We start from the raw sequence: 13,501 nt of genomic DNA on the forward strand, positions 1-13,501 counted from the left end.
TGCGTTAAATTTTTCACTTTACGTCCTCCTAATTACTTAAAACTGATAACGAACGGTTAATTGGAATTCGTCTTCGTTGATAGCGTTGCCGATAGGACCAGCGCGGAAACGGCCTAAAGGCTCAATCGCTTTTTTACCTAAGCTACTAAATGACGAAAAGCATTCTGGCGCCCCACCCAACAACATGGGAGGCGGACAGGTAAATGGCGCAAAAATATTGGCCGACAAGTTGTCGTCATATTCACGACCACCTTCACCCCACTTAATATTGAAGCCAGCAGTCACCACCCAATTGTTATCCGGTTTCCAGGTGACTGTAGGCGCAACCGCACCGCTACGCGCACCGAAGTCCCAAGCGGTAATAATCTGCGGCGTGACACGGTCATTCATGTAGTTAGCTTGCAGCAACAGCGTAAAGATGTAGTTGTTTTCCCAGTCGGGCATGCCGATTTTACGCCCGGTCGGAATCCCAGCCGAGTTGACTGAGGCCTCTTCATGATCCAGCAAATGCTGACCGAATAACTGTGCAGAAACCAAAATTGAGCGATTTTTATTCAGGAAAGGAATAAAAGTCGGTCGGTCTATACCTACGACCCATCGTACCACATCGGATTCTGAGAACAGACGTTCTTCCATCGTATTAGCAAACTCTTCACCGGAAGTGTAAGCCAACTCAATTCGGAACGCTGATTTGATGGACTCAACGTAGAAATCAGCCGAACCACCAACTAGATCAATACGCGGGAACTCAATATCGAAACCGAAATTGTAGGGGTAGAACTGTGCTTCTGGAGACGGCGTAAAGGGATTATCCGCTAACACACCACCACGTAATGAAGGTAGCTGAGAAAAATAGGTCATTGCGTTCAAGGAGAAGCCAACACCTTTTAACACACCTTCAACACGGAAACCAACTTCTTTGAAGGCATCGCTAGGACGATTAACATCCCGGATACCAATCACATTGGTTGGAAAATCTACGGCTAACCCTGTGCCTGGGAAGTTCCAAAAAGTACAGCCATTATCCCAGCAATTTGATAATGCACGGAACAGATTGCCAGCACCCAAAATAGCGTAGGGCTGACCACCTTGACCAAGATTATGCGGGCGCGGTTTTTCCAGTTTCCATACCAATTGGAAGTTTAAGTCATCAAATGCACCAACGCTGCCCATACGGTATTCAGTGGTGAGCATCAGCATTGGGATACGAGCATCTTCCAACTCTTCAAAAATATTATTAGCTGAAAAATCTACCGGGTTGACGATATCCAGTACGCGGAACAAATCCGTGCGCCCCCAAACTACCTGCTTGCGACCGATACTAACGCCTAACTCATGTCCATTGCTAAAGGGAATCGTCGCGTCGATATACAGCTCACGCAAAAAGTCGAGATTATCGTTAAAATCCGGCATCCGTAGCTCATCTAGATCTGCATCCATATAATCGTTTAGGCAGCCACGAGAATCGTCATCACAAGGCCGGGAAGGATAAGCCAGCACACCGCCACCATAGGGGTTGTTATGCACATCAGCGCCTAAAAACTTTAATCCCTCATTGGGGTTATTCATTAGCGTACCACCAGGCAGACCTGGCAAAGGAATCGCACCATCAAGACCAAGGGCGCCTGGGCCAAAGGTACCCGAATAGGAGATATTGGTCGGCGGCGCAAATGGTGAAACACCTCCGTTCAAATAATCAAAAAAAGCTGGATTACCTGGCGCGGGAAACATTAAAGAGTCACCCGAATCATCCCCAAACTCATCATCATTTAAATCGTAAACGCCATCATAGGTGGCGCGAATGGTGCCGTTGATGCTGACATTAGAGAAAATACCACGATCTCCAGCATCCATATTAAACTCAAACTGCACCCGATTACGAAAGCGTGTCAACCCGATGCCATCACGGACATGAGATGAATGTTCCACAAATCCCCGCGTTTCGACGGATTCAGCGGCCGATACTTGAGCGCCGCTAAAGCCTAGCATTGCGACGGCGCCAGCCAATAGGCTTCGGCGTAAAACTCTCCTATTTCTCATAGGGTTACCCTCCTGTTGTACTTGTAATTTAACTCTTAAGACAATTCCCAGCAGCATTTACAACTGGTGATTATCGAGCCCCTTACTACTTTTTTTAACTTACTACCTAATAGAAAAACGTGAACTGACACAGCCCCACAACTTCCTATATTCCTTTGCAATTCCTCAGTGGAATTTTCCAGCTACGCCTTAACATAAGCTGAAGTAATAAAGTTAGGTTTGAACTTCAACACCCACGCTGGCACCAGCATCATCGCCGCTACAGCATTGAGCAGCAGCATTACAATCAATAATAACGCCGCATCCGCCTGGAAACGTAAATCAGATAAAAATACCCACATAATCACGCCGCCAATCAAGGTCATCGCAGTAAACCCAATCGCCACGCCTGTCGTGCTAATAGCCTGAGTTACCGCATCCACCAAATTGCCACTCTCCTCCATTTCGGAGCGAATACGATCCATAATGTAAATGGAGTAATCGATACCCACACCAATACCCACGGCAATAATAGGCACGGTATTCACATTAATGCCAATGCCGGTAATTCCCATGTAGGCATAAGAAAGCGTTGTCGCAAACGACATCGCCAACATCATGATCCAGCCCGCGTGCAGCGACCAATAGAAAAAAGTAACAGACCCGAAAATCAACGCCAACACCAGAGGAATAACCACAATATTGGTTTCGTAAGCAGCCTCATCGATCGCTGCGGTGACACCGATAGGCCCACCCGCTAGCTTAAGCGTAAAACCTTCCACCTGCGCGGCGGCGGTTTTTTTCCATTCTTTAACCATGTGAATAGCACGGCGAATGGTTTCACCCTTATGATCCTTATAATAGAACACCATGTTTGCATTCTGCTCGTCTGGGTCGAGGTATTCTAATAATGCACCTGGAATCGGGCTCGACATCATGTACATAAACATCAACCCACCGGCAACTCTGGGATCATCAGGAATAGTCATCCAGCGGGGATCATCATAGTGCGTCATGCGGTTCACTGCCGTGACCAAATTTGGCACACCTTTAGCACCGCCCAACTCGGGGTCGGTTAACATATAGGCTTGAAAATCCGCTAACGCTTTAAGCACATCCGGTCGTTTTAACCCGGCCTTCTCTTCTGTATAGCCGATAACATACAGCTCTTCTGAACCAGGGAAGGCATCGTTAATAGCTTTCGACGAAACGTTGTAATCATGGTCCAGATACAATAAGGGAGAGCCGGGTTCCGCCTCACCAATCTGCACCCAAGAAGACAAATATCCACCACCGATATAAAGCACAACAGTTGCTGCCAGAATAGTACTGACACCTCTACCGCTGGTTACTTTGGCCGCTAAGCGTGGCAAAATTTTACGCAACAGACCATGACGTATTTCAGTGTTACGCGGCGGTGGCAGTAGCTCCAGCAAAACCGGTACCGTGATTAATACAGTGATAATGACTGATAATGCCCACAGCGACGCATAAACCGCTAATTTATCGTTAATCGGGACTGATCCCAAAGAAATCAACAATAACCCGATGGCATCGGAAATCACACCTAACGAACCCGGACGGAATATACTTTCAAACGCCTTGCGCGCTGCCAGGCTGCTATCTTTTAACTCGGCCAGTTCATAATAAAAACGTTCTACCAGCTGAATACCGTGCGACATAGCCCGTGCTGAGATCAGGAAGGGCACCACCATCATCAAAGGATCAAGATTGTAGCCCAACAAGGACAACATCCCTAAGCCCCAAATACTGGTCAACACAATGCCCATAATCGGCAACAGAATTCCGTATGCCTTACGGAAATAAGCTATCAGCAATACCAGCATGATAAGAATGGTGTACAAGAAAATGATGACGATCTGATCAACATAACTGGAAACCCAACCAACCAATACCGGGTTGCCCGTCGCATGGATAGTGACACCAGGTGCCGCTTCGGCTTGACGAATCGCCTGCAACTCATCAAATACTTTTTCGTAATCCAGCTCGCCCTCATTAAGCGTTCCGCGGATCAACGCAGAACGTAAATCCGGAGAAACCATCAAGCCAAAAACACGCGGATTGGCTATGACATCGGCCTTCATCTCGTCTAACTCGACATCCGAATAGCCACCTTTGCCGGGATTATAATGAGGGGTCGACTTTACCGTGCCCTCTTCGTTTAACCAAACTTTACGCGTATTACGGTGCGTTAAACTGGACACCAGATTGTGGTTAATATTTGATATGGAGTCCACTGCCTGGGTAAGGCGATGAAGCCTATCCAGTGTATCGTTGGTAAATATCGTCCCTTCATCCACTTCCACTGAAAGAATAATATTGTTGGCGCCACCAAAGGTATCGCGAATACCATTGTGCAACTTGATATAAGGGTGCTCCTGCGGCAGCAGGTCCGCAAAATCCGACACCATACGTACAGCAGGAATTTGAAATGCAAAAAAGATCGTCGCCGCAAGCACTAAACATAAAGTAGTCTTCGGCGCAGCAAAGATAAACTTGTCAAGCCGATGTAATCCTTCGGTAAACTTATTCACTCTGCCTCCTGGAAAGCCAACGCATGACCGCTATTGTTATTTTTTAAATCTACCAGCGTAATGCTATGTAATGCGCCAGCATCACCCGCTATCCAAAGTTTATCGCCTGCCGCAGCGATACCTCTCAAATAAAAGCGGATAGGCAATCCGTGGTTAAAACGCTTCCAACCTGAAGCACCTGACTGGTCACTAATACAAGCGTTACAGGTAAGTACCAGGCCATTTCCTCCTACCGCATAAAGCGAATCGCCAATGGCGACAATACTATAGATGGGCTCGCTGGTTCCAGTATCCTGATCTTGCCAATTATTACCGCCATCCTCCGTGTAATATACGGTACCGTTTAAACCAACAACCCAGCCTCTATCGATGGTTTGAAACCAAGCGTCTTGTGGATAAAACTCTTCGGGGATCGGCTCAAGCATTTCCCAGTTTTCACCACCATCATTGGTTCGTGCAACGACCCCAAATTCACCAGCCACAAGGCCGTTATCCGCATCGACAAACTGCACAAAGGTAAAATGAAGGTCATCACCTAAGGAATTTTCCGTCCAACTGTCGCCTTGATCGTCGCTCCGCAGAATGCTGCTAAAACCGCCGACAACCCAAATCCGACCTTGCGCATCACAGCTCACCGTCTGAGGTGTTTCCGTCGTATCAATAGGTTTCGCACGCCAATCAGCACCTTCAGCATTCGCCATCCAAAGGTTATGCTGATAGTCGATTGCGACAAAGGATTTATCAGGACAGGTATCCGCTGCCATCAAGAATGGAGCGCCGGGTAATTCGGTGCGAGTCCAACTCAGACCGGCATCAGAAGACGCAGCAACGGTACCTCTGCTACCAACAACAATAAGTGTGGAGCCATTATAAGCCATTGATTGAAGGTTATCTGAACGACGTACAGCGTTGCGCTTAGCCTGTTCTACGCCATCTAAAACCAAAGGGGCTTCGCAGCCGGTTAGGATTAGCGCCGCCAACACAGCTAGTGCAGACAGCCTCTTCCTCAACGAAGAGCTGATTAACTGATTCAAGTTTTTCTCCCTCCAAGCACTTTTTCAGTACCCGGCTTATTGGTAAAGTTAGATCCTGCCTGCACGCACTTACTCTGACCAAGAAACTAATCCCGGTTAAATCAATGGACGTCAGTACCGACCTTTTATTATCCCAATTTACAAATGATGTAGAATCCTTGTTATTTTGTACAGAATGAGTACTACTCAGTCCGCAACCCCTATAGATCCATCAATCTCTGTAATTTATTTTAATGGTAAAAATATAGCCACATAGTAAATAGAGAGTGCCAGCTAAAACAATTACTAAGTTGGTAATCTGTTATTACAATATGCTTAAAACCAACATTTCTTTATTACTATAACAAATAAATACCTTAGGATCTGTATGGTTAATCTTTTATGACCTGTTTGTCAGGCAACAGCAACCCCAATGTTATTGCCGCAAAACTGACAATGATTGCCATAGAGCCTAATACGGACATCAACTTGGCAAGCAAGCCAAAGGACATAGCCTGCAGCAAAACCCCTAAAGGAAAAACTGCCGACCCGATGACTAACACCAAGGCCAACACCAAGCGAATGGACTCAGTATAACTCACGCGCTCAAATGCCATTCCGAGCGCCAAGAGAACCAACCCCAGAGTAATCCAATGGGAATGAGCATGCACCTCACGTACATACTCAGCATTGATGGCGCTGAATTGTTCCAGCGCCGCATAAGCACTCGGCAAATTCCTATCCGCTGCCTGGACGAACCCATCAGCCAACGCGCTTCCCATACTTTCCAGCGTTTGATGCTCATCAAACACCGCATACCACAACCCATAAATCATACCAATAACGGCCAGCAATAATCCCGCAATCACCAGAAGTTTGCGTGACTGACTCATTTCTCACCTCCAGCCGCATCGGTACGGCCACTATTGCGCAACACCCCGAACATCATCGCAATAACGGCAATAATCATTAATAGCCCACAGGTATCAGCGACACCTCCAGCTAGCAACCCAAATTTTAGCTCCGAAAACACTGCCACTGGCAATCCAATCGCACCGACCAACATCACAATAGCCCATCGTCGTTTCCAACTTTGCGAGAGGAAGATAAACGGTTGCACAAAGGCAAGTAGAAGCAGCAGTATCCCCAGCTCATTAACATGCGCATGTGCGGCAATCTTTATTCCCCGCTCCGCCATCACAGCGCCATAGCTTCCTAACTGCACAGCCACTTCCGTCATGTTATTGAGTGCCGCCTCACCCACCAAGGCTTTTAATATTTCCAACTCTCTGACCGCCAACTGCTCAAAACTAGTGGCGGCATAATAAACGCCAAACAGAAAACCAGATAGCAACAAAATTGCGCCTCCAGCTAATAGCAGGCGGCTTATGGTACCACTACAGTTCAACTGCACATCCTGCGTATCAGCCGGATAACACCCTCGCGTATAGCGGTATAACCCCACTAACTGTACGACGCAGGCTATGATAATAAACAGTCCCCCTAGATCAGCAAAAACACTTGCCCAGCCAATTGATTTCAACGGACTAAAAGCCAATCCAATATAGTGGATCGTAAACACTGAAGGCGGCAACATAACAGCTCCGAATAAAAATAGCTGTGCCATGCGAAGCTTAACGCGGCGTCCGAGCGCTACGTAAGGTTGCGCTAACGCAAGCAAAAGTGCGAGATATCCGAAGTTGATAATATGACTATGGGCATCAACCTTGGTGCCACGATTCTCCAGGAAGCCACCTATATTTTGAAAATGAGTTATTATAGTCGCGGCATCCTGTGTCGCAACAGCCTGAGTTGCAGCAAATAGCTCCTGGCCGATATGCGTATTATTGGGGTGTAAAATAAAGACGGCAAAAATATCACCAAATATCATACCTGCCACAATCAGTAACAGCCCGCCGATAACAAGCACCCGCTGTGGCCCGACCTTAAAAGGCGCATGCAAACAATTTGCTGATTCGGTCATCTGAGTCATGCCAACTCCTTATAATTATTTTACCGAGGCTTGAGAATTTAGACCTATAAATCTAAGGTTGCAACTATCCCTTCAAAGCCAAAATTTATTCTTCACAGCAATCACTGCACTCTAATATTCAAGACAAAACCACGACAATCTAATCCGCCTTACGACGACCGATCAGGTTGCCCACCACCAGCCAAATTCCCAGGCACACCAGAACAGCGCCAACAAAATGATAACCGTACACCTTCTCGCCAAGAAAAGTAACCGCCAGCAAAGCGCCAAAAACAGGAATCAAGTTAATAAAAATAGCCGCTCGGTTAGGGCCAACGATACGATTGCCTTGGTTCCACATGAGGTTTCCAAATACCGTCACTAATAGGGCCAACTCAATCACCACCCATAACGTTGACGCTGACACCGGAACGGGCGCGTAATACACCGATTCCAACACATAAAAGGGCAGCAACATCAGACTCCCCGCGATGGTGATACCAAACAGTGATTCTGTGACGGACAATTCACCGGGTAGTTTTTTAAGATTAAGCGCGTAACTGGAAAAACCAATCATAGCAACCAAGGCGACAAGGTCACCAAAACTAAATTCCAGCCCCGTAATGACCGACCAGCTGGCTTTTGACACCATGATGACCACACCGAGTAGAGCCGAGCAGATTCCTAGCAGACCTATCTTGCTGACCCGATCCTTTAGAAACAAAATCGCTAATAACAGCGTTAGCGTTGGCTGCACCGCGTTTACCAAAGAGACATTAATTGCGGTAGTGAAGTTTAAGGACACCAGGATTAAGGTGGTGCTTCCCACCATCAGAAATCCCAATAATGCGTAGACCTTAAGGTAAGCGAAAAAAATTGGTGCTGTGGTTTTAATCCTCGGCAAGATGAAAGGGGCCAACATAAGTGCACCTGCAGCCCAGCGCCAAAAAGATAAGCCTATGGGCGGGATAACACCATGTACACTGCGACCAATAACATGATTGCTGGCCAAAAAAAATGCCGTCAACGCCAACATAAGATAAGCGCCGAGAACTGTATCGGCCGAAAGTTTAAATGTCGCTTTGCGCTGAGCTATGCGTGGTTGCATCAAATTCCCTGATCAAGCGCTTGGTGTTATAGTCCTGGCTAGGGCTAGAGGCTAACAACCTGTATATCTGGGTCTCGATGTGCGCCCGCTTTACGCAGCTGCACTAAATAATCTTCCCAATAGACTTGCTGATGCTGACAAAGATCGTAGAGATATTCCCAGGAATAAATACCGGAATCATGGCCATCACTAAAAACTAACTGAATAGCGTAGTTGCCGACAGAAACGATATTCTTAATACTGACGTTAATCTTGCCACTTTGCAGTTTTTCCTGACCAGCACCATGCCCCCTTACTTCCGCCGATGGCGACATTACCCGTAGAAATTCACAGCTTAATTGATAGCTTTCATCGTCCGAATAAACTAATTCCAACTTTTTAGAATTTTGGTGCAGTTTAATATCTACGGGTATGGGTGAATCATTACTCATCTTTCAAACCTTAACTGACTGAAATAGAGCCATCACATTATGTCTACACGCTAAGTTTACACACTAAGCAATGGCCCCGAATAGGAGCCATCTATATTACACCAAAACTGCGCGATTATACCTGCGGTTCACCGGTAATTTTTATACCAGCACCGGCAATCTTGTATTTCTTATTCATAAATATCAGCACCGATGTCAGCGCTTCAGCAACGACCGAATTATTAATGGATCCGGCGTGCCAAGCTTTCATACCGATTGCCTGGGCAAACTGCACCACCTGTTCGCGCGCATCCGCATCATTGCCAGTCACCAGCACATCGCAATCATCAAAATGACCTTCATCCGCCTGTAAATGTGCAGCGGCAACATTTTGAAACGCCGAGACCACACGCACATTTTCACCCAGATACTCTTGCGCAATCATGCCTGCACTGCCACCAGCCGGCAGTTGGACTCGCATCACCTTAGGTGGCACCAAGGGCACTGTCGCATCGACAAAAACTTTACCCTGCACCGCTTCACGTATGGTTTCCAGGGTTGGCATTTGGTTGGCAAATGGCACCGTCATCACCACAATATCCGCCAATGCAGCAGCAGCTGGATTATCCGCACCTTGCACGGCAACGCCACCTGCTCGCTCGCTCAAAGCCTTTGCCGCCGTTTCACCTTTTTCCGTGGTACGTGAGCCGACAATGACGGAGTAACCCGCTTTTACGAGCTGCCAAGCAAGGCCGCCACCAAGGTCGCCAGTGCCGCCGAGAACGGCAATCGTTGGTTTTGAATCAGTCATATTTAACCTTCTAAATTCGTTTTATTATTCGGCCGTCTGCCCATTAATCTGGTTACGACGGCCGAATTTATATTTTTAATGTTTTCTTCCACCTGCTGCTACAGCGGCAGCATCTTTCACTCTGAATACTGGCCGCTGCATCTAACTAAAAACAGACTTAAGAAGCTGGTTTCAGCTGTGGCATGACCGCTTCGCCAAACAAACGCACGCTTTCCAGATTGTCCGCTTCGCTCGCACCAACCACTTCCAACAACGGCAGGTTGAGGCCCGCATCAATCAGCTCCTGGGTGATTTCCGCACACTCATCCGGCGTACCTGAAATCACGGTAAACTTACGCTGCATTTCATCGGTGACCAAGTGTGTGACGTTATCGTCTGTACCTTCTTTAATCGCTTTGCGGAACGGATCCCAAGCTTCGTCGGGCAAACCAGAACCCGCTAGAATTACGTCATTCTTAATGTTGCGTAGCTTGTTCACCACATAGGTACCCGTAGAACGACGTGTCGCGTCTTTTGCTCGCTTGCCGTCTTTACTACAGGCCGCCAGTATCACACCACCAACCGGGAAGTCTGCGTCCAGGCTACGTCCTTTCTTCTCAGCACCCGCTTTCATGTTGTCGATCGCGTACTTAACAAAAGCCGGTGAGGTCAGTCCTGCTAACAGCATACCGTCACTGGAGCGTCCCGCCAGTTTTTGCATGAAAGGTCCCGTGGCACCAACGTAGATAGGAATATCGGTTCGCAGACCATCCGCAACTCGGTCATAGGCAGGCATGGTGGATTCAAAGAAGTCACCTTTGTAGGCGTACTTTTCACCACTGAATACTTTACGCATGATGTCCATGGATTCCTGGTGAATTCGAACCGGGGGCATTTCTGCAATATCGTATTCCAGGTATTCGATACCCACTTTACCCACACCGATACCCATGATGAAACGACCATCAGAAAGCTCGTCCATACCGACCGCTTCAGCGGCTAATACGGTGGGGTGACGAATATACGGCGAGGTAATACCTAAGCCGATCGGAATGTTCTTGGTGGCGCTAATCGCGGCCGCCAACGTACCGAAACAACCTCGCGCTTCCAAACCATACTGACGGAACCAGTGATAGGCTTCCGCTATCCAGAAACCACCTTGATAACCCATCTCTTCAGTCAATGCCGCATACTTCTTAATCGCCGACATCGGCTCATAGGATTTAAAAATTACACCTACTTTTACATCACTCATGTTTTACGCTCCCAATTAATTTATGTTATTGCTCAAAAATTTACTTAATACCACCATCCGACATTACAGCGCAGCCGCAACAATCGTCTTGAATTCATCATCCGTCAGCAAACGCTGTGCCGCTGTCGCGGTTGTTTTCACGACGCTTAGAATCTCTGCATACTTTTCTGCTGGTACGTTCAGGCCCAAATCATCTGACTTGATCCGAATACTGTCCAAACCGCTTTTCTTACCTAGAACAATACGACGTTCAGCCGCAACGATTTCAGCAGAATATGGCTCAATCGCTTCTGGTGTATGGAACTGACTGGCTACTGCGCCGCTTTCACGGGTATAGAGATATTCGCCGACCACAGGCTTCCAGCCATCAACTGTATAACCACCAGCCTGCTGAACCAGTTTTGACACTTCGCGCGCTTTCGATAAATCCATTTCCACCGGCACGTTGTAAAGCAACTGCAACGCCAAAGCAACTTCACAAATATCGGCATTTCCAGCGCGTTCACCCATACCGTTAATCGTACCTTGAATCCAGTCGGCACCACCGCGCACCGCTGCGACCGCTGCTGCTGTCGCCATACCGAAATCGTTGTGTCCATGCCAGTGCACCGGCACATCACCGACCCAGCTTTTCACTTCGCGAATCAGGTATTCAACCGCTTCTGGCGCGCAAGCACCAATAGTATCTACCACCGAAATTTCATCAGCGCCCGCTTCAATGGCGGTGAGATAGACTTTTTTCAGGAAATCCAAATCACTGCGGGTACTGTCGACCGCAAAGAAATTGACCTGCTTAATGCCATTGGCTTTAGCATGCTTAACCGAACCGGCCACCTTCTCTAATACTTTTTCGCGAGTAAAGCCGTAGGCCTTCATCTTACTTTCACTGGTAGAGATTTCGATCAGAATCGCTTCAGTGCCCAGCTCAATATGCGCATCGATATCGGCCTGCACACAGCGTGCGAAACCCCAGATTTTGGAACGATAACTAGACGCCAGCAATCCTTCAACCGCTTTAGTGTCTTCCGGCGACACCCGTGGAAAACCTGATTCGATTCGGCCAACGCCCAGTTCGTTAATTTTATTGCCGATAGCAACTTTCTCTTCCGGCGTAAAACAAACACCTACGGACTGCTCGCCGTCACGTAAAGTGGTATCGTAAAACCTGATCGTTTTGGTGCGATCGAATCCGGACTGGACTTCTTCGCGGTTATTCAGTTCGCTGGTCCAAATTTTATCTTTTGAAATAGTGGTCATAACAATAATTTCCAGTAGCTATTGATCGTGAGAAACAATGGCGCCGCTTCGCATTGGCAGCCATTGCCTATTAGGGTTAAATAGCGCCGCAGTAAGTACGCTCTAACATCCTCAGCATTAGGCTAACATACTATGCCAGCCACGCTTTTCTGTCTTGTCTGCGAGCGCCTAATGAATTGACTGGGAATGAAACCGAGGGCCAAGTAGCTTAAGCTCGACTGCCCTGTGCGTACCAGTCATAGATTTCTTCGGCCGTAGCGAACCACACATCCTCATGCTTGATAATATGATCCAGCGCCGCTTCAAAGTAACCTATGCGGTGTGGCACCCCCATAATGTAAGGGTGTACGCTCATAGACATGACCCGCGGTTGGTTTGCACCTTCTGCATAGAGCCGGTCAAACTGTCCTGTCACGCGATCCAACCAAACCTGAGATTGATGATGATGCACAACCATCATCGGCAAATCACTTAACTCGAAGCTGTACGGCATTGATACTATCGGCTTCGAGCTGGTGCGCATTTCCAATGGCTGCTCATCCATTGGCCAATCGCAGGTGTATTTGAAGCCGGCTTCAGCGAGGTAGTCCAAGGTTTCCAGCGTTTCATGCAGGCCTGGCCCTAACCAGCCTTTAGGGTCTTTGCCGGTGTAGGCTGCCAGTAACGCGAAAGATTTACGGATATTGTCGCGCTGATCTTCCACCGTATGCAACGCCGCTTGGTGATAGCCATGGCCCATAAACTCCCAACCTGCCTCTAACATTGCCTTGGCAACCGGCTCACCCGCGCCTTTGCAAACACAGGCATTAATAGCGGCAGTGGCTTTCAAGTTACGTTTCGCCATCGCCTCCATGATGCGCCAAATACCAACTCGCATACCATACTCATGCCATGCCCAGTTTGGCACATTAGGCACAGTCACCACTCCCGCAGGAGAAGTGACGTATTCACGCGCGATAGGTTTTTCAATATTCCATTCTTCGATATTGACGACCGTATAGACGGCCACTTTGGCCCCATTAGGAAGTTCCCAGCGATCACGTTGGGGTAACGCAGAATAATCAAAACGTTGTTCAGGGCGCTTCATGTTAAAACCTCATGCTATTCGCTTTTAATTTTGGA

General features: G+C 47.7%; 11 protein-coding genes. All 11 read right to left on the minus strand.

Annotated features, from left to right (window positions below; translation table 11 throughout):
- Positions 1 to 36: 36 nt before the first annotated feature.
- Entirely contained in the window at positions 37 to 2,040 is a 2,004-nt protein-coding gene (locus tag H6995_12380) for a DUF1302 domain-containing protein (protein MCP5215796.1), read from the minus strand.
- Positions 2,041 to 2,222: 182 nt separating this feature from the next.
- On the minus strand, positions 2,223 to 4,574 hold the full coding sequence (locus tag H6995_12385) for an MMPL family transporter (protein ID MCP5215797.1): 2,352 nt from the start codon (positions 4,572 to 4,574) through the stop codon (positions 2,223 to 2,225).
- Positions 4,571 to 5,608 (minus strand): glycosyl hydrolase, encoded by a 1,038-nt coding sequence (locus H6995_12390; protein ID MCP5215798.1) that lies wholly within the window; start codon positions 5,606 to 5,608, stop codon positions 4,571 to 4,573. The genes H6995_12385 and H6995_12390 overlap by 4 nt, the downstream gene beginning before the upstream one ends.
- A gap of 371 nt (positions 5,609 to 5,979) precedes the next feature.
- Entirely contained in the window at positions 5,980 to 6,480 is a 501-nt protein-coding gene (locus H6995_12395) for a hypothetical protein (protein MCP5215799.1), read from the minus strand.
- Positions 6,477 to 7,580 carry a hypothetical protein gene (locus H6995_12400; GenBank protein ID MCP5215800.1) on the minus strand — a complete coding sequence of 368 codons (1,104 nt, stop codon included), beginning with the start codon at positions 7,578 to 7,580 and terminating at the stop codon, positions 6,477 to 6,479. Before H6995_12400 ends, H6995_12395 begins: the two co-directional genes overlap by 4 nt.
- A 139-nt stretch (positions 7,581 to 7,719) precedes the next feature.
- Positions 7,720 to 8,667: a DMT family transporter gene (locus tag H6995_12405; GenBank protein ID MCP5215801.1), complete on the minus strand. Its 948-nt coding sequence runs from the start codon at positions 8,665 to 8,667 to the stop codon at positions 7,720 to 7,722.
- A 44-nt stretch (positions 8,668 to 8,711) separates the two neighbouring features.
- Positions 8,712 to 9,098 carry a DUF971 domain-containing protein gene (locus tag H6995_12410; GenBank protein MCP5215802.1) on the minus strand — a complete coding sequence of 129 codons (387 nt, stop codon included), beginning with the start codon at positions 9,096 to 9,098 and terminating at the stop codon, positions 8,712 to 8,714.
- Between the two features lie 115 nt (positions 9,099 to 9,213).
- The gene (gene npdG, locus H6995_12415) at positions 9,214 to 9,888 is read right to left on the minus strand and encodes an NADPH-dependent F420 reductase (GenBank protein MCP5215803.1); all 675 of its coding nucleotides are present in this window, start codon (positions 9,886 to 9,888) and stop codon (positions 9,214 to 9,216) included.
- Between the two features lie 157 nt (positions 9,889 to 10,045).
- Positions 10,046 to 11,122, minus strand: coding sequence for an LLM class flavin-dependent oxidoreductase (locus H6995_12420; protein MCP5215804.1), 1,077 nt, complete (start codon positions 11,120 to 11,122; stop codon positions 10,046 to 10,048).
- A gap of 63 nt (positions 11,123 to 11,185) precedes the next feature.
- A complete protein-coding gene (locus H6995_12425; GenBank protein MCP5215805.1) occupies positions 11,186 to 12,379 on the minus strand; it encodes a homoaconitate hydratase in 1,194 nt (397 codons plus the stop codon).
- Positions 12,380 to 12,587: 208 nt separating this feature from the next.
- Positions 12,588 to 13,466 (minus strand): polysaccharide deacetylase family protein, encoded by an 879-nt coding sequence (locus H6995_12430; protein MCP5215806.1) that lies wholly within the window; start codon positions 13,464 to 13,466, stop codon positions 12,588 to 12,590.
- Positions 13,467 to 13,501 lie beyond the last annotated feature (35 nt).

The sequence above is a fragment of the Pseudomonadales bacterium genome (assembly GCA_024234615.1).
In the GTDB taxonomy this organism is placed as follows: domain Bacteria; phylum Pseudomonadota; class Gammaproteobacteria; order Pseudomonadales; family IMCC2047; genus JAJFKB01.